Source organism: Paracoccus broussonetiae (assembly GCF_031854425.1).
Classification (GTDB): Bacteria; Pseudomonadota; Alphaproteobacteria; order Rhodobacterales; family Rhodobacteraceae; genus Paracoccus; species Paracoccus broussonetiae.
In genome coordinates this window covers 52,272-68,795 of sequence record NZ_JAVRQI010000016.1, presented here as the reverse complement: position 1 = coordinate 68,795, position 16,524 = coordinate 52,272, and the positions used below count along the sequence as shown (strand labels likewise).

At 64.3% G+C, this 16,524-nt stretch carries 16 protein-coding genes; 7 read left to right on the top strand and 9 right to left on the bottom strand.

Annotated elements, in window-relative coordinates; all coding sequences use genetic code 11:
* Positions 1-85: 85 nt before the first annotated feature.
* The 9 genes from RM190_RS18970 to RM190_RS18930 form a co-directional block, all read right to left on the bottom strand.
* A complete protein-coding gene (locus tag RM190_RS18970; RefSeq protein ID WP_311761035.1) occupies positions 86-814 on the bottom strand; it encodes a FadR/GntR family transcriptional regulator in 729 nt (242 codons plus the stop codon).
* A complete protein-coding gene (gene yjfF, locus RM190_RS18965; RefSeq protein ID WP_311761034.1) occupies positions 814-1,797 on the bottom strand; it encodes a galactofuranose ABC transporter, permease protein YjfF in 984 nt (327 codons plus the stop codon). Before yjfF ends, RM190_RS18970 begins: the two co-directional genes overlap by 1 nt.
* On the bottom strand, positions 1,794-2,795 hold the full coding sequence (locus tag RM190_RS18960) for an ABC transporter permease (protein WP_311761033.1): 1,002 nt from the start codon (positions 2,793-2,795) through the stop codon (positions 1,794-1,796). The genes yjfF and RM190_RS18960 overlap by 4 nt, the downstream gene beginning before the upstream one ends.
* Positions 2,792-4,303, bottom strand: a complete 1,512-nt coding sequence (locus tag RM190_RS18955) for a sugar ABC transporter ATP-binding protein (RefSeq protein WP_311761032.1) — start codon at positions 4,301-4,303, stop codon at positions 2,792-2,794. Before RM190_RS18955 ends, RM190_RS18960 begins: the two co-directional genes overlap by 4 nt.
* Before the next feature lie 57 nt (positions 4,304-4,360).
* Positions 4,361-5,320 carry a galactofuranose ABC transporter, galactofuranose-binding protein YtfQ gene (gene ytfQ / locus RM190_RS18950; RefSeq protein WP_311761031.1) on the bottom strand — a complete coding sequence of 320 codons (960 nt, stop codon included), beginning with the start codon at positions 5,318-5,320 and terminating at the stop codon, positions 4,361-4,363.
* Positions 5,321-5,520: 200 nt separating this feature from the next.
* Positions 5,521-6,615 (bottom strand): N-acetylglucosamine-6-phosphate deacetylase, encoded by a 1,095-nt coding sequence (locus RM190_RS18945; protein WP_311761030.1) that lies wholly within the window; start codon positions 6,613-6,615, stop codon positions 5,521-5,523.
* 28 nt (positions 6,616-6,643) lie between these two features.
* Positions 6,644-7,576: an ROK family protein gene (locus RM190_RS18940; RefSeq protein WP_311761029.1), complete on the bottom strand. Its 933-nt coding sequence runs from the start codon at positions 7,574-7,576 to the stop codon at positions 6,644-6,646.
* Positions 7,564-8,619: a phosphosugar isomerase gene (locus tag RM190_RS18935; RefSeq protein WP_311761028.1), complete on the bottom strand. Its 1,056-nt coding sequence runs from the start codon at positions 8,617-8,619 to the stop codon at positions 7,564-7,566. Before RM190_RS18935 ends, RM190_RS18940 begins: the two co-directional genes overlap by 13 nt.
* 2 nt (positions 8,620-8,621) lie before the next feature.
* Positions 8,622-9,512, bottom strand: coding sequence for a DeoR/GlpR family DNA-binding transcription regulator (locus RM190_RS18930; protein WP_311761027.1), 891 nt, complete (start codon positions 9,510-9,512; stop codon positions 8,622-8,624).
* A gap of 166 nt (positions 9,513-9,678) precedes the next feature.
* Between RM190_RS18930 and RM190_RS18925 the strand changes: the two genes are divergently transcribed.
* From RM190_RS18925 to nagB, 7 genes are read left to right on the top strand one after another with little or no spacing between them, the layout of a single operon-like run.
* A complete protein-coding gene (locus tag RM190_RS18925; protein ID WP_311761026.1) occupies positions 9,679-10,422 on the top strand; it encodes a copper homeostasis protein CutC in 744 nt (247 codons plus the stop codon).
* Entirely contained in the window at positions 10,419-11,582 is a 1,164-nt protein-coding gene (locus tag RM190_RS18920; protein WP_311761025.1) for a Gfo/Idh/MocA family protein, read from the top strand. The genes RM190_RS18925 and RM190_RS18920 overlap by 4 nt, the downstream gene beginning before the upstream one ends.
* Complete coding sequence (locus tag RM190_RS18915) at positions 11,579-12,457, top strand: carbohydrate ABC transporter permease (RefSeq protein WP_311761024.1); 879 nt, start codon at positions 11,579-11,581, stop codon at positions 12,455-12,457. Before RM190_RS18920 ends, RM190_RS18915 begins: the two co-directional genes overlap by 4 nt.
* On the top strand, positions 12,454-13,296 hold the full coding sequence (locus RM190_RS18910; RefSeq protein ID WP_311761023.1) for a carbohydrate ABC transporter permease: 843 nt from the start codon (positions 12,454-12,456) through the stop codon (positions 13,294-13,296). Before RM190_RS18915 ends, RM190_RS18910 begins: the two co-directional genes overlap by 4 nt.
* 33 nt (positions 13,297-13,329) lie before the next feature.
* Positions 13,330-14,538 carry an extracellular solute-binding protein gene (locus tag RM190_RS18905; RefSeq protein WP_311761022.1) on the top strand — a complete coding sequence of 403 codons (1,209 nt, stop codon included), beginning with the start codon at positions 13,330-13,332 and terminating at the stop codon, positions 14,536-14,538.
* Positions 14,539-14,590: 52 nt separating this feature from the next.
* Positions 14,591-15,712: an ABC transporter ATP-binding protein gene (locus RM190_RS18900; RefSeq protein WP_311761021.1), complete on the top strand. Its 1,122-nt coding sequence runs from the start codon at positions 14,591-14,593 to the stop codon at positions 15,710-15,712.
* A 12-nt stretch (positions 15,713-15,724) separates the two neighbouring features.
* Entirely contained in the window at positions 15,725-16,483 is a 759-nt protein-coding gene (gene nagB, locus RM190_RS18895; RefSeq protein ID WP_311761020.1) for a glucosamine-6-phosphate deaminase, read from the top strand.
* Positions 16,484-16,524 lie beyond the last annotated feature (41 nt).

Genomic DNA, 16,524 nt, shown 5'->3' with positions numbered 1-16,524 from the left:
TTTTGGGAAGCCTAGCGTGGCTGCCGTCTGGCAGGAAGTCCAAATGCTCCCGCTGGCGGGACTGGAACAGGTGCGCGGGCGGCGATCAGATCGCCTCGCTGGCTCTTTCGGCGCCTTCCAGCACAACTTCGCGCATCGCAGCGTCGGCAGCATCGGGATCGCGCGCGGCGATCGCACTTGCAATACGCAGATGCTGCGAGGCGCAGCGAGAGATCCCCTCTGGGCTGAGCGCAGGAGACGATATCTGGAACGAGACCGCCAGCGCCGCCTCGATCAGGGTGGTGACCGAACGCATGAAGGGATTGCGGGACATCTCTGCCACCGCAAGGTGAAAATTCAGATCCTCCTGCGCGACGGATTCACGGCTGTGGTTTGGATTGTCGATGCGCGCGACGATGCTGAACAGCTCGACGATTTCCTCGCTGGTGGCGTAAAGGGCGGCCAGCCGGGCCGCAGCCGGTTCGAACGCAAGCCGCATGTCGCGCAGGTGCACGACAAATTCCCGGTCCATGCCCGCCTGCATCTTCCACGAGATCACGTCGGAATCGACGAAATTCCAGTCGTCGCGTGGATTGACGCGGGTGCCGACGCGGGATTTGGCGCAGATCAGGCCCTTTGCGGACAGTGTCTTCATCGCCTCGCGCAGCACGCTGCGCGAAACGCCGAACCGCTCCAGCAGCTGGGGGTCGCCCGGAAGGGTCTCTCCTTCAGCGAATTCGCCGGAAATGATCGCGCGCCCCAGCCCGTCCACCACGCGGGCATGACTGCTGCGCGGCTGGTTTCCGAACATGCGGCGACGCAGAACCCCCATCATCAGCCTCCGGCAGCTGCGCGAATGGCCGTCCGTCGTTCCGAGACCATCAGTATAAGCCGTTGCAGCAGGATGAAGGCAAAAAGCAGCAGCCCCACCACGATCTTGGTCCACCACGACGAAAGCGTTCCGTCAAAGACGATATAGGTCTGGATCAAACCCTGGATCAGCACCCCGAACAAAGTGCCCAGCACCAGCCCGGCGCCCCCCGTCAGCAGGGTGCCGCCCACGACCACCGCCGCGATCGCGTCCAGTTCGACCCCGACCGTCGCCAAGGAATAGCCGGCCGAGGTGTAGAGCGTATAGGCAAGCCCCGCCAAGCCGGCCATGAAGCCCGAGAATGCGTAGAGCTGGATCATCGTCTTGCGCAGCGGCACGCCCATCAGTTCGGCCGACTGCTCAGACCCGCCAATCGCATAGACATTCGCGCCGAACCGGGTGCGATGCGCCAGGATGACGCCGACGACAAAGGCCAGCAGCATCAGGATTGCCAGGAAGGTCAGTTTGCCCTTGTCCGGCAAACGGATCGCGATCCCCTTCAGCAGGCGCAGGAAATCATGGTTGATCGGCACGGAATCGGTCGAGATCAGGAAGGCCGCCCCCCGTGCCAGGAACATCCCCGCCAGCGTCACGACGAAGGCGGGCATCTTCAGCGCGTGGATCGTCAGCCCCATCAGTGCCCCGAACCCGGTCGAGATCACCAGTGCCAGCCCGAAGGCGATTGCTGGATGGACCCCGGCCCGGATCAGGACCGCGACGAATACCGAGGTGAAGGCGATGACCGCGCCGACAGACAGGTCGATCCCCCCCGACAGGATCACGAAGGTCATGCCGACCGCCGCGATGCCCAGGAAGGCATTATCCGTCAGCAGGTTTCCGGCGACCCGGAAGGACAGCATGTTCGGGAATTGCAGGACGCAAAGCCCATAGGCGACCAGAAAGATCAACACTGTCGCGACGAAGGGAAGATTGCGGGCTCGGATCATTTCTGGGCACCTCGGCGGCGGCGCAGCATGTCGCGCAATACTGCCAGTTCATCCGCGACCGCAGGGGATTGAAGCGTCAGAATGGCGACGATGACCACGGCCTTGACGATCAGGTTGAATTCTGGCGGCCAGCCCGAGATCAGAATCCCGGTGTTCAGTGCCTGGATGATCAGCGCCCCAATTAGCGAAGCGGTGATCGAAAACCGCCCCCCAGCCAGCGAGGTGCCGCCGATCACCACCGCAAGTATCGCGTCAAGTTCCAGCCACAGTCCCGCATTGTTCGCATCGGCGCCGTGAATATCGGCGGTCACGATCATCCCCGCCATGGCCGCACACAGACCCGAGATCGCATAGGTCGCCAGGATCAGGAACCGCGCGCGCACCCCGACCAACATCGAGCCGCGCCGGTTGATCCCCACCGCCTCGATCAACAAGCCAAGTGCGCTGCGGCGGACCAGCAATCCGACCGCCAGCCCCATCGCCAGCCAGATCAGGATCGGCATAGGAATCCCAAGGACTGCGCCAGAGCCGATAAAGGAAAAGGCCGGGTCGTTGAACGTCAGGATCACCCCCCCGGTGACGAGCTGCGCGATGCCTCGCCCCGCGACCATCAGGATCAGCGTCGCGATGATTGGCTGGATGTCCAGGAACGCCACCAGCACACCGTTCCAGATGCCGCAGGCAAGTCCAAGCAGCAGCGATACCGCCAGCACCACGGGAACCGGGTGGCCATCCGCGACCAGCGTCGCCGCAACTGCCCCCGTGATCGCCATGACCGCCCCAACCGACAGGTCGATGCCCTTGGTCGCAATGACAAGCGTCATCCCGATGGCCAGCAGCGCCACCGGTGCGACGCGCACACCCACGTCGATCAGGCTGCCGTAAAGCCGCCCGTTCTGCACCGTGACAGAAAAGAAACCGGGCGAGATCAACCCGATCAGCACCAGCACCACGGCCAACGCCAACAACTGCGGGCGAAGTTGCTTCAGTTTGCTCATGCGGCGTCTCCGGGCACGGCCATGGCCTCGACAATGGCTTCAGCGGTGATTTCCGCACCCGTAAGTTCGCGGACATGATGACGGTCCGACAGCACGATCACGCGGGTCGAGAAGGCGACCAGTTCCTCGATCTCGGACGAGATCACGACCAAAGACATCCCGCCTTCGCGCAGCTTGCCGATCAGGTTGATGATCTCGGCATGGGCGCCGATGTCGATGCCGCGGGTCGGTTCGTCCAGGATCAGCAGCCGCGGGTCGATTGCCAGCCAGCGGGCCAGGATCGCCTTTTGCTGATTGCCGCCGGACAGGAACTTGATCGGACGATTCGGATCGGGCGGACGGATGTCCAGCGCCTTGATATACCGATCCGCCAGCGCATCGGCCTCGCGCCGGGGGACCGGACGCGACCAGCCCCGCCGCGCCTGAAGCGCCAAGACGATATTCTGACGGACGGAAAGATCGCCGATGATGCCATCGGTCTTACGCTCCTCGGGGCACATGCCGAAGCCGTTCGAGATCGCGTCCTCGGGTGAATGCAGGATTACTGGCGAACCATCGACGCTGGCGCGACCGCTGTCGGGACGGTCGATGCCGAACAGCAGGCGTGCGGTCTCGGTCCGGCCAGAGCCAAGAAGCCCGGCAATGCCCACGACCTCTCCCGGCCGAATATCCAGGTTGAAGGGCGCGATCGAACCGCGTTTGCCGTAATCTTCGAACTGGAAAGCAGCGGGGGTATCGGGCACGACCGCGCCCGGATCGCGATGCCCCGTCGCCTCGGCCAGTTCCCGGCCCAGCATCAGCGAGACGAGTTCGCGGCGTGGAAGCTCGGAGATCGCCCGGCTGCCAATCATGCGGCCATTGCGCAGCACTGTGACGCGATCGGCGATCTGGTAAACCTGATCGAGAAAATGAGTGATGATGACAATACCCATACCCTGTGCGCGCAATTGGCGCAGCACGCCGAACAGGGCCTGAACCTCGCGCGCATCAAGGCTGGCAGTGGGTTCGTCCAGGAACAGCACCTTGCCGGACAGGTCGACTGCGCGGGCAATGGCAATGATCTGGCGGACGGCCACCGGGTAATGGGCAAGGGTTTCATCGGGGTCGGCGTTGATGCCGTAATGCGCCAGCAGCCCGGTCGCATCCGCGCGCATCCTGCGCCGGTCGACCAGACCCATGCGTCGTGGCTGGCGGCCCAGATACAGGTTCTCGGCAACGGTCAGGTTGTCGAGAAGGTTCACCTCCTGATAGACCGTGCCTATGCCCAGATCCTGCGCCTCGGCGACCGAGCGCGGTTCGACCTCGGCCCCGGCCAACTGCATTCGGCCCGCATCCCGACGATAAGCCCCGGTCAGGATCTTGACCAGCGTGGACTTGCCCGCCCCGTTTTCGCCCAGCAGGGCATGGATCTCGCCCGCCCGCAGGGTGAAGTCGACATTGTCCAGAACCTTGACACCAAAGAACGACTTGTCGATTCCCTGCGCCGAAAGCAGCGCATCATCTGTCATGCGTCATTTCCCAAAAGGGAGAGGGGCGAAGCTTATGGCACCCCGCCCCTCAGCCACTCAGTAGCCGAGGTCCTTCTTGGACTCGTAGACGCCCTTGGGGTCATCGGCCTGGGTGAACAGTTTCGACTCGGTCTGGATCCATTTTGCCGGCTGGGTGCCGTCGGCCAGGAACTTGTCGAGCGCGTCGAAGGCGGGGCCGGCCATGTTCGGCGTCAGTTCGACAGTGGCGTTGGCTTCGCCCTCGGACATGGCCAGGAAGATGTCCGGCACGGCATCGATCGAGACGACCTTGATATCGGTCCCGGGCTTCAGGCCGGCTTCCTTGATCGCCTGGATCGCGCCCACCGCCATGTCGTCGTTATGGGCATAGACAGCGCAGATATCCTTGCCGCCATTTTCGGCCTTGATGAAGCTTTCCATCACTTCCTTGCCCTTGGTCCGGGTGAAGTCACCGGTCTGGCTGCGGGCAATGGTGATGTTGGCATGGCCGGCGATGGCGTCTTCGAAGCCTTTCTTGCGGTTGATCGCCGGGGACGACCCGGTGGTGCCCTGAAGCTCGACCACCTTGCAGGCCTTGTCGCCGACGTCCTTCACCAGCCATTCGCCCGCGACCTTGCCTTCATAGACCTGGTCCGAGGTAACGGCGGTCAGATACAGATCCTCGGGCGCGTCGATCTGACGGTCCAGCAGGATGACGGGAATTTCGGCATCCTTGGCTTCGGCCAGAACGTCGTCCCAGCCGGTCGCGACGACCGGAGCGATCAGGATGGCGTCCACACCCTGCGCGATAAAGCCGCGGACGGCCTTTATCTGGTTTTCCTGCTTCTGCTGAGCATCGGCAAATTTCAGGTCGATCCCGCGTTCCTTGGCCTGTTGCTGCGTCACCGTCGTTTCGGCAGCCCGCCACCCGGATTCGGACCCGATCTGGGAAAACCCGACGGTCAGGTCGGCGGCAAAGGCCGCGCCGGACAGCATCAGGCACGCGACCGAACTGGCCGCAAGAAGCTTGCGATTCATTATTTTTCCTCCCCTGAGAAGGCTCCTCAACCTTCTGCTGTTAGGGATAAAGTATGATTATTGGGCCTGTCAACAATTCCGCATCTGTCGATAAGTATAGAAATTTCCGCGATGCCGGCGTCATAAATCAGATCATTTCCGGTTTTCAGGCATTTGTGGCGCAATGTTGCGGAGCAAGCAGTCGAAAGCCCAAACCGCCACTAGTCCGGAAGGCGCAGCATGTTCAGGCTGTCATCCAATGCCAACAGGTCGCGGATCCGAACACCGGAAGCGAGGGCCAGGCGCGGCAGCCCCATCGCTTGCCGGGGCAGATCAGTCGCCATCGCGATCGCCCGTTCAAGCGACAGGTCGGTCATCGCGATCAGACGCCGCATCGATTCCAGCATGTCTATATGCGCCCCCGCCAACGAGCCTTGGCTGTTCACCAGCGCTCCGTCCTGGACGTGGATGTCCATGCCATAAAGCGTGAAACGATCCGGCCCTCCGACCGTCGGCATGGCGTCCGAGACAAGAAAGCACCGATCCGTTCGCGGGCGGGCCTGCATCGCCACGCGCAGCATCTCGGCCGAGACATGGACGCCGTCGGCGATCAGCCCACACCAGCCCTCGGACAGGATGGCCGCTGCGATGATGCCGGGCTCACGCGAGGTCATCTGTGGCATCGCGTTGAAAAGATGGGTGAACATGGTAACCCCGGCCGCCATCCCCGCCCGTGCCTGATCCGCCGTGGCCGTGGTATGGCCGGCCGACAGCACAACGCCCAACGCGGTCGCTTCGCGCAGCAAGGCTGGTTCAGCCAGTTCGGGCGCGAGTGTCAGCAGCACGGGAATCCCGGCCGCGCGCAGCCGCCGCAGGACCACCATCGTTCGCGCGTCGAGGGGCCGGATGAAGCGAGGGTCATGCGTGCCGCGGCGTGCCACCGCGATATGCGGGCCCTCGATATGGATGCCCGCGATTCCGGGTTGCCCGAAGGCCGCGATGACCGCGTCGGCGGCAGCCTCCATCACCTCGGGAGCATCGGTGATGACCGTCGGCAGGATCTGCGCGGTCCCAAGCCGGTGATGAGCGGCGGCAATCATCTGAATCCCATGCGGAGTCGGGTCGGCATTGAACAGCACCCCGCCGCCGCCATTGACCTGAAGATCGGTGCAACCCGGCATCAACAGCGCCACGCGCTGATCGGGGCGGTCGCTTCCAAGCGGGCGCAGGGCCGAGACACGGCCAGCCACGACCTCGACCGCTAGGTCAGGAACCAGTGCACCGTCAATCCAGCAACGGTCGGCGGCAATCAGCATGAGCCGAGGCCTGGGTGAAAGGTCGAGGTCATTGCAATTCTCCGGTCATTCCGGCACGGGCCATCAGGGCGGCCCCGCGGGCACCGGAACTGTCACCATGCCGGGCGACCCTGATCTCGGGCAGGCGCACCTGCCCCAGCCGCAATCTCCCCAGTGCTGCGGTCAGCAGGCCGGGCAGGCCGGGTATATTGGACAGCCCGCCCCCCAATACGATCACCTGCGGATCCAGAATCAGTTGGGCGGTGTAAAGCATCTCGCCCGTCAGATCTGCCCAGATCCCCATGACCCGCGCCGCTTTGGCATCCTGTGCTGCGCGGCCCGCGATCACCGCTGGATCGCACTCGGCGATCCCGGCCCATTCCGCGATCCGCCGCAGCCCGGTGCCCGAAACATAGTTTTCATGGCAGGCCATACGCCCGCAACCACAGGGCCATGTTGGCAGGCCGTGACGCTGGATTGCACGATCGGGCATACCGACATGGCCAATCTCGACCGCAAGCCCGGCATTGCGACGCGGAATATGACCGTCGATCACCCAACCAGCCCCGACGCCGGTCCCAAGGATCAGGCCCAGCACAGAATCCGCACGCTCGCCCGCGCCGCCATGTGCCTCGGAATAGGCGAAGGCCATGCAGTCGTTCACCATCGGAAGCGACCGCCCCAGCGCGTCGCGCAGCGCCTTGCCAAGGTTCTGGCCCGAAACGGGAATGTTGGACGCGGTGGCGATCCCGCTTTGCGGATCGATCAGCCCCGCCATTGAGATAGCGACAGGAAGATGCTGATCTTGCGCCGAACTCTCAAGCCAGCGGATCTGCTGGACCAGCGCGGCGATGAAGCTTTCGAAATCCTCGCGCGGAGTGGCTGCGCGTTTCAGCGCGATGGTCTGCATGTTTCCGTCGAATAGTCGTGCCTCGATCTTGGTGCCGCCCAGATCGATCGCGCCGCAGATCATGCCTGCCATTCGTAAAGCCTTACTCCCGATACCACCCGTGTCAGGTTGCGCCCCGCGAACGGATCGTCAACAGGCAATCCCAGTGCTTCGGACCAGCGATGCGCCAATATCTGCGCAGGCAGGACGTATAGCACCGGATCGGCGGGCGTTTCCGTCAGGCTCAGCGATATGTCGCAACCCGGGCCGATGGTCGTCACCGCAACACCTGGAAACTGGCGCCGGATTTCGGACTCAAGATCATGGTCATAACGCGCGACCCGCGGATCGGGATGGATCATCACGAAGACGGCGGTGCGGTCATTGACGGCAGCCTTGGGACCGTGACGGAATCCAAGCGTGCTGTCCCATTGCGTGATCGTCCTCCCGGCCGTCAACTCCAGCACCTTCAGCGCAGATTCCCGCGCAATTCCGGTCAACGCGCCCGAGCCAAGGAAGATGGCCCGGTCCGGAAGCGGCGCGGGGTGTTGCCACAGGCCCGGCAGAACCGCCTGCGCCGCGTCAGCAAGGCGGGGCAGGACATCCTTGGCATCGAACTGCGCATCAAGGCAGGCAAGTGCGCTGAGATACAGCGTGGTAAAGGACGACGTCATGGCAAAGCCGCGATCATGGGTCGCCCCAGGCAGGATCAGACTCCGCGTCTGTCCCGGCCCCGGCCCTTGCCGCCGCGCCAGTGCGCTGTCCGCATTGCAGGTGATCTGCAACCGATCGATGTCCGGGCGATGCGCGTCCAGCAGGTCGATCAAGCCGATGCTCTCGGAACTGTCACCGCTGCGTCCGAACTGGATCGACAGGATTCCGCCCGGCGCGTCGCAAGCAAGCTGCGGAACCGAGACCAGGTCCGTGGTCGGCAGGGCGCGCAGATTCCCGCCCAACTGTCGCGCCAGCACCTCGCCGATATAGGCCGAGGTGCCCGCACCGGACAGCCAGACCTCGCGCGGGTCGCGCGACGCGATCCAGTCGCGTATCTGCCCGGCCTGACTGGCAAGCGGGGCCGCCCATTCGCGCCAGATCGCGGGTTGCGCGTCGATTTCCCGCGCCGTGAAGCTGTTCATGATCATTCCCTGCTGTTCTGGGCCGTATCCCCGGCGACGATCAGGCGGACGCCCGCACCTTCCAGCGCCGCGCAAATCGGCTCGGCGGGCTTCCGGTCGGTGACAAGGATCGCCACCCGCGCCAATCCGCAGATCCGGTGCAGGCGCGAGCCGCGAAACTTGGTGTGGTCGGCAAGAACGATGACACGCGTCGCCGCCTCGACCATGGCGCGGGTGACATGGGCCTCATCCTCGGAATAGGTCGAAAGGCCGCCCTCGGGGTCGATGCTGTCCGCGCCCATAACGAATGTGTCGAAATTCATGCCATTCAAACTGCCCTCGGCCAGCCGCCCGGTCAGCGACCCGGTCGAGGGCCGGATGACTCCCCCGGTCAGCATGACGCGGTGACGGCCATTGCGCAGCGCGTGCTGGGCGACCACAAGCCCCGAGGTCATGATCGTCATCGCGGGATGGGCATCGCTTTGGCCCAGAAGCTCGGCCACGATCTCGACGGTCGAACCATTGTCGATCAGGATCGCATGATCGTCCCGCAGCAGTTCCATCGCGGTGGTCGCGATGCGGCGCTTCGCATCCGGGTTGGCCAGACGGCGGTCGTCGGCCAGGGGATGGACGGCGGTCGCGGCACTTTGCGCAGCAAGAGCAAGGGCCAGCTCGATGCGGAACTCGGCCAGACCCGCGAAGCCAAGGCTGCGACAGAACCGGATCAAGGTCGGCTCGGACGTGCCCAGCCTGCCGCAGATCTCGCGCGAGGTCATGCGGATGAAGTCGGACGGATCCTCGGCCACGAAGGCCGCGATGGCGCGCAGCTTGGCAGGCATCGAGTCGCGCGCGGCCAGCACCGCCGCCCAAAGGGCAGCGCCGTGAAGCGGCTTGTCGTCCTGTGTCTGCTGCATCCCTGCCCGCACGCCCCCGTGATAAACTGTGGTGCCACAATGTTTTCGACCGCGATAGTTTTGTCAAACTAAAATTCTCGCCAAAAAATTTTAGGTCCGCACAAAAATCAGTTTACAGAAACTTTGTTTTGCTGTTGCCTCGGGATCGTGACGCAAGGGAGGCATCATGCAAGAACAATCCGGCGCCCCGCTTCTGGAAGTCTGCGTGGACGATCCCGCGGGACTTGCCGCGGCCATCGTGGGCGGGGCCGACAGGGTCGAGCTTTGCGCCGCACTGGCCGTCAGCGGCCTGACCCCTGCGCCTGGCCTGATCGCTTTGGCAGCGCGTGCGGAAATCCCAGTCTGCGCGATGATCCGCCCCCGACCCGGCGGCTTCACCTATAGCCCGGATGAAATCGAGGCGGCGCTGCTGGACATCGCGGCCGTTCGCGCCGCCGGGTTGGCAGGGATCGTGACCGGCGTCACGCTGCCCGACGGTCGGCTTGACCTTGACACCATGGCACGCCTACGCGACGCGGCCGGGGATATGGAGCTGGTGATCCACCGCGCCTTCGACATGGCCCCGGATCTTGACGAGGCGCTGGAGCAGGCAATCGGACTTGGCGCCTGCCGCATCCTGACTGCGGGCGGCACGCGATCGGCCCCGGAAGGTATCGAGGGGCTGGCCCGGCTGAGCCGTCTGGCCGGGAACCGGATCACGATCATGGCGGGCGGTGGCGTCCTGCCCGAGAACGCGGCCATGCTGCTGCAGGCGGGCGTGCATGACCTGCACAGTTCCTGCACCTCGGTCGTTGCCGATCAGGCGCTGGCCACGCGCATCAATATCGCTGCCAGCCGACCGCAGACCCTGCCCGAGAACGTCCGCGCCCTGCGAGTCGCCATGGAAAAGGCGCTGGAGGGGGCCGCATGACGAACGGGATGAAGACCGGCATCATCGGCCTTGGCCATCGGATCGCGGCCATTCTTCCCTTTCTGCGCGACAATTGCCCCGATCTCGACCTTGTCGCCGTTGCCGATCCCGGCCCCGGGCATGATGCGCGGCTGGCAGAGGCTGACCCCGCCCATCGCTATGCCGACCCGGTCGAGATGCTGGCGCGGCACAGGTTCGACCTGCTGCTGATCGGCTCTCCGAACCACCTGCACATGCAACACCTGCGCCTGGCACTGGCCAGCGACACCCCGCATATCTTCGCCGAGAAGCCTGTCGTCATCTCGCTGGACGAGACGCTCGAACTTGCGCGACTGCTGCGCGCCCATGACGGGGTTGGGCGGATCGCAGTTGGTATGGTGCTGCGATATTCGGCCCTTTATCGCGCGCTGCGCGCCGCCGCCGCCCAGATCGGCGAGGTCATGTCCATCGAGGCCTCAGAGCATATCGCGCCCTATCACGGCAGCTTCTTCATGCGCGACTGGCGGCGCGACAGCACGCTGTCGGGCGGCTTCATGCTGGAAAAATGCTGCCATGACCTCGACCTTTATCAGGGGGCCGCGGGGGCAAGGGCCGCGCGCGTCGCAAGCTTTGGCGGGCGCAAGAAATACCTGCCTGCACAGCGTCCCGCCGGGAGGCCGGATTACCTTAAGGTCATGTCGCCCCGCTGGGGCGGTACGGCCGACGCCTATTCGGGTCAGGGCGACCTGATCGACTATCAAACGGCCCTGGTCGAATATCAGAACGGCGCGAGCCTGGCGTTTCACACCAACCTGAACACGCCCGATGAATTCCGGCGCTTTGCCGTCATCGGCACGCAGGGCATGGCCGAGGGCGACTTCATCCGCAACTATTTCAAGCTGACGCGGGCCGAGGACGGGGCGGTCCTGATCGACGACCGCGACATCGGCACCGCTGGCGACATGAAGCACCATTATGGCGCAGACGCCGCAATGGCCCGCGACCTTGCAGCCCATTGGCGGGGCGAGCTGCCATCGCTTCCATTGACCGTCACGGACGCGTTGGAGGCCGGCGCGACCGCCCTTGCGATGGACCGCGCCCGGACCGAGGGCCGGGTCTTCGACCTTGCCCCCTTCTGGGCCCGGTTTGACGAGGCCCTGACCGGCAGGGCGGCAGCATGAGGCGCGCGGATCCGTTTCCCTACCTGCTTCTGGTCCCGGCGCTGCTGCTGGTCGGGGTCATCGCGGCCTGGCCGCTGGTCGAGACCTTCCGGCTGTCCTTTACCGACGCCTCGATGAAGCAGACGCAGGAATATGTCGGGTTTGCCAACTACGCCAAGTTCTTCCAGCGCGATTTCTGGCCGATTCTGGGGCGGACTTTGGTCTGGACGGCATTGTCCGTCAGCCTGAAACTGGTCATGGGCCTGATCGGCGCGGTGCTGCTGAACGCGGCAGTGCCGGGCCGCGCGCTGTTTCGCATCCTTATCATGCCGCCCTGGGTGGTGCCGGTCGCGGTCGGCTGCTTCATGTGGGCATGGCTCTACAACGGCCAGTTCGGCATGATCTCGGGGCTTGGCCAGCGTATCGGTTTGTTTTCCGGCCCGTTCGAATTCCTGGCCTACAAGCAGGCGGCGTTCATCTCGACCGTGGTGACGGATGTCTGGATCGGGACGCCACTGGTCTCGTTGTATCTTCTGGCGGCGATGCAGACGATCCCGAAGGATCTTTACGAAGCCGCCTGGACGGATGGCGCAGGGCGGCCCTATCGCTTCCGCCGGATTACCCTACCGCTGCTGATGCCCTCGATCACGACCATGGCGCTGCTTTCGACGATCTGGACGTTCAACAGCTTCGAGATCATCTGGATCCTGACCGAGGGGGGGCCACGCGGCTCGACCACGACCATGATCATCGACACCTACCGCACGGCCATCGCCCGCTTCCGCTATGGCGAGGGCGCGGCCCGGGCCGTGATGATCCTGATCTGTCTGATGGTCCTGTCGGCGATCTATCTGACGTTGCTGAACCGGCTGACCCGAAAAGGACGCGCAAGATGATCAACCGCTATCGCTGGTGGGAACTCGTCCTGATCTATGCCGGCATGGCCCTGTTCCTGACCTTCATGCTGGCCCCTTTTGTCGAGGCGTTCATGGTCTCGCTGCGGCCGCTGAACGAGGTGTTCCGCATCCCCTATCGCTTTATGGCCGAAGGGATGAACCTGTCGAACTATCACCAGATCTGGATCTCTCAGCCGATGCTGGGCCGGTGGATCGCGAACAGCTTCGGCATCGCGGTGGCGGTGACGCTGCTGTCCATGCTGTGCTCGATCCCGGCGGCCTATGCCTTTGCCCGCTTCAAGTTCAGGCTGCGCGACGGGCTGTTGTCGCTGTTCCTGGCAGTGTCGATGGTGGGGGCGGCGGTGCTGATCATCCCGCTTTACAAGCTGATGCTGGCGCTGGGACTGCTGAACACCTATGCCGCGATGATCGTGCCCGGCGCTGCCTTTACGGTCCCGACCGGGATTTTCCTGATGCGCAGCTATTTCATGCGCATCCCGGCCGAGCTTGAAGAAGCGGCCTATGTCGATGGCGCAAGCAGGCTTTACACGATGCGCCGGGTGATCCTGCCCATCGCAGCACCCGGCATGGTGGTCGTCGCGATCACGACCTTCATCACCGCCTATGCGCAACAGTTCCTGTTCGCGCTGACCTTCAATTCAAAGAACCACCTGAATCCGCTGCCCGTCGGGCTTTACCAGTTCTTCGGCCATCAGGAGGTTCGCTGGAACGAACTGATGGCCGCCAGCATCGTCGGCGTGCTGCCGGTGCTGGTGCTCTACGTCTTCCTGCAACGATACATCGTCGCCGGGCTGACCGCCGGCGCGGTGAAGGAATGACGGCTACGGTCGCAAATAACAGGGAGTAAGAAATTGAATATCCGTTCCATCATCCTCGCGTCGACCGCAGTCTTCGCGCTGTCGAGCGCCGCGCAGGCCGCGACCGAACTGTATCTGATCAACTGCGGCGCAGATAACGAGCCGCAGGCCCCCGTCCAGCAGACCCATATCGACGAATGGGTCAAGGCAAACCCCGACTATACCGTCCGGGTCGAGTTCCTGCCGTGGGAACAGTGCCAGGAAAAGACCCTGACCCTTGCTGCCGCAGGGACGCCACCCGCCGCGGCCTATATGGGATCGCGCGTGCTCAAGCAGCTGTCCGCCGCTGGCCAGATCGTCCCGATCACGCTGACCGAAGATGAGATGAAGACCTATGAACCCTCGGTCATCTCGACGGCGCAGATCGACGGGCAGACCTGGGGCCTGCCGCGCGCCTTCTCGACCAAGGCGCTTTACTGGAACAAGGACCTGTTCAAGGAAGCCGGGCTCGACATGCCCGACGGCCCCCAGACCTTTGACGACATGCTGACCGCCGCGAAGGCGATCAAGGAAAAGACCAAGGCCGCCGGCTTCGGCATGCCCGCCGCCGACATGGACAACACCTTCCACGAATTCCTGAACTTCCTGTACTCCAACGGCGGTCAGGTCGTCGATGCCGAGGGCAAGGTCGTCTTCGATAGCCCGAACAATGTCGAAACGCTGAAATTCTATCAGGAACTGGCGAAATATTCGCAGGAAGGTCCGGTCGCCTATGACCGCGGCAAGATCGAGCCGCTGTTCAAGGAAGGCCAGGTCGCCATGTACACCTCGGCCGCGTTCGGCATTCCCAAGGCCGAGGGCGTGAACTTCGGCGTCACCATGATCCCGGCGGGCCCGCAGGGCAAGCATTCGACGCTGCTCATCACCGACAGTCTTGTCGTGTTCAAGGGCACCGGGCTGGAAGAGCCGGCGCAGAACCTGATCAAGTTCCTGACCGCGCCCGAACGTCAGGCGGCCTTCGACGAGGCCGGCGGCTGGACCCCGATCCGCGCCGGAGCCAGCGCCGACGCGTTGATCGCCAAGGAGGCGAAGTGGAAGCCCTTCCTTGACGCCATCCCGACCGGCGGGCCTGAACCCCTGCTGCAGGATTACATCGCCATGCAGGACGTCGCGATCGAGGGTATCCAGGCCGTCATCACCGGCGAAGTCACGCCGGAAGAAGGCGCCAAGCAGATCAATGACGGCCTTGCCGCGCTGAACTGATCCCTGCCGGGGGCGGCACGCCCGCCCCCACCTTTCTGCCAAGGAGCAGCCGATGGGCGATCTGAAACTGACAGCCGTGGCCAAGGATTTCGGCACGGTCCGCGTCATCCACCCGACCGACCTGCATATCCGAGACGGCGAGTTCACGGTTTTCGTGGGCCCCTCGGGCTGCGGCAAGTCCACCATGCTGCGCATGATCGCGGGGCTGGAGGATATCACCTCGGGAATGCTTGAAATCGACGGGCGCGTGGTCAACGACCTGCCCCCCTCGCGCCGGGGGATCGCGATGGTGTTTCAAAGCTACGCGCTTTACCCCCACATGGACGTCTTCGAGAATATCGCCTTTCCCCTGCGGGTCGAGCGCCGCCCCGAAGCCGAAGTCCGCCAGAAGGTCCAGGCCGCCGCCGAGGTTCTGAAGCTGACCGAGCGGCTGAAGCACAAGCCGGGCGAATTGTCGGGCGGTCAGCGCCAGCGCGTCGCCATTGGCCGCGCCATCGTGCGCGAACCTTCGGTCTTCCTGTTCGACGAACCGCTGTCGAACCTTGACGCCGCGCTGCGTGGCGACATGCGGGTCGAACTGTCCCGCCTGCACATGCGGCTGGCAAACACCATGATCTACGTGACCCATGACCAGGTCGAGGCGATGACCATGGCCGACCGCATCGTCGTGCTGAACGCCGGGCGGGTCGAGCAGTCGGGCACCCCGCTGGAACTGTTCCATCGTCCCGCCAACCGCTTCGTCGCGGGGTTCATCGGCAACCCGAACATGAATTTCCTGCCCGCGACCGCGACTGGCACCGATGCACAGGGCATCGCCCTGCGCGTCGAGAATGGCGGTGACGTCACCGTGCCTGTCGATGGTCATGCCGCCGCGGATGAAAAGATGACCCTGGGTATCCGGCCAGAGGATCTGCGCCCCGATCCGCAAGGCCTGCCCTGCCGGGTGGACGTGGTCGAGCGGCTGGGCAGCAGCACCGTGATCCACGCGATCGCGCCGGGCGACCGGCCGATCTGCGCGCTGGCCGACGGCACCGCCGTGGTTACGCCGGGCGAGACGATCCGGCTGGGCTTCGATCCCGCCAATGCCCATCTTTTCGACCGCGACGGCCAGGCGCTGCACCGCAGGCAGGTGCCCGTCGACCTTGCGCGCATGCCGACCGCGCGAACCGCCTGAGTCTTGCCGAAGATGCGCGCACTGAAACTGAACGTCCACAACACGACCGAGCAGGCGATCACCGCTGCGGCCCGGCTGATCGCGGATCTGGTGGCGATCCGGCCGAACGCGGTGCTGGGCCTTGCCACCGGTGGCACAATGGAGCCGCTTTACACCCGGCTTGTCGAATTCCACCGCTCGGGCCTGAGCTTCCGGCGCGTGCGCACCGTCAACCTTGACGAGTATGTCGGCCTGGCCCCGGATCACCCGAACTCTTATCACAGCTATATGCAGCGGCATTTCTTCGATCACGTCGATATTCCCGAGGACGCAATCCACATCCCCCGCGGCGACGTGGAACCCGACCGTGCCGCAGCAGAGTATTCCGCGCTGCTGGATCGGGTCGGACCGGTCGACCTGCAACTTCTTGGGATCGGGGCGAATGGGCATATCGGCTTCAACGAACCCGGCACCCCGGTCAACGCCCCGACGCGCGTGGTCGACCTGCTGCCAGATACGATCAGCGCCAACGCCCGCTTCTTCACGGCCGAGGAACAGGTGCCCTCGCAGGCCGTGACGATGGGGACCGCGGCAATCCTTGCCGCCCGTAGCGTTCTTGCGCTGGCGACCGGCCCGGCCAAGGCGGAATCGCTGGCCGCGGCTCTGGACGGGGCAATCAGCCCCGACTGCCCCGCATCCTATCTGCGGCTGCATCCATCCTGCACGATCATCGCCGACCGGACGGCAGGCGCGCGGCTTGGAACGCTGAAGGCACTCGGCGCCGCGGCCTGACCCGCCTGCCCCACCGGACTGCCGATTTGTCGCGCATGTGA

Coding starts and splice junctions, on each gene's coding strand:
- RM190_RS18970 (WP_311761035.1), bottom strand. CDS start 814: ATGATGGGGGTTCTGCGTCGCCGCATGTTCGGAAACCAGCCGCGCAGC.
- yjfF (WP_311761034.1), bottom strand. CDS start 1,797: ATGATCCGAGCCCGCAATCTTCCCTTCGTCGCGACAGTGTTGATCTTT.
- RM190_RS18960 (WP_311761033.1), bottom strand. CDS start 2,795: ATGAGCAAACTGAAGCAACTTCGCCCGCAGTTGTTGGCGTTGGCCGTG.
- RM190_RS18955 (WP_311761032.1), bottom strand. CDS start 4,303: ATGACAGATGATGCGCTGCTTTCGGCGCAGGGAATCGACAAGTCGTTC.
- ytfQ (WP_311761031.1), bottom strand. CDS start 5,320: ATGAATCGCAAGCTTCTTGCGGCCAGTTCGGTCGCGTGCCTGATGCTG.
- RM190_RS18945 (WP_311761030.1), bottom strand. CDS start 6,615: ATGCTGATTGCCGCCGACCGTTGCTGGATTGACGGTGCACTGGTTCCT.
- RM190_RS18940 (WP_311761029.1), bottom strand. CDS start 7,576: ATGGCAGGCATGATCTGCGGCGCGATCGATCTGGGCGGCACCAAGATC.
- RM190_RS18935 (WP_311761028.1), bottom strand. CDS start 8,619: ATGAACAGCTTCACGGCGCGGGAAATCGACGCGCAACCCGCGATCTGG.
- RM190_RS18930 (WP_311761027.1), bottom strand. CDS start 9,512: ATGCAGCAGACACAGGACGACAAGCCGCTTCACGGCGCTGCCCTTTGG.
- RM190_RS18925 (WP_311761026.1), top strand. CDS start 9,679: ATGCAAGAACAATCCGGCGCCCCGCTTCTGGAAGTCTGCGTGGACGAT.
- RM190_RS18920 (WP_311761025.1), top strand. CDS start 10,419: ATGACGAACGGGATGAAGACCGGCATCATCGGCCTTGGCCATCGGATC.
- RM190_RS18915 (WP_311761024.1), top strand. CDS start 11,579: ATGAGGCGCGCGGATCCGTTTCCCTACCTGCTTCTGGTCCCGGCGCTG.
- RM190_RS18910 (WP_311761023.1), top strand. CDS start 12,454: ATGATCAACCGCTATCGCTGGTGGGAACTCGTCCTGATCTATGCCGGC.
- RM190_RS18900 (WP_311761021.1), top strand. CDS start 14,591: ATGGGCGATCTGAAACTGACAGCCGTGGCCAAGGATTTCGGCACGGTC.
- nagB (WP_311761020.1), top strand. CDS start 15,725: ATGCGCGCACTGAAACTGAACGTCCACAACACGACCGAGCAGGCGATC.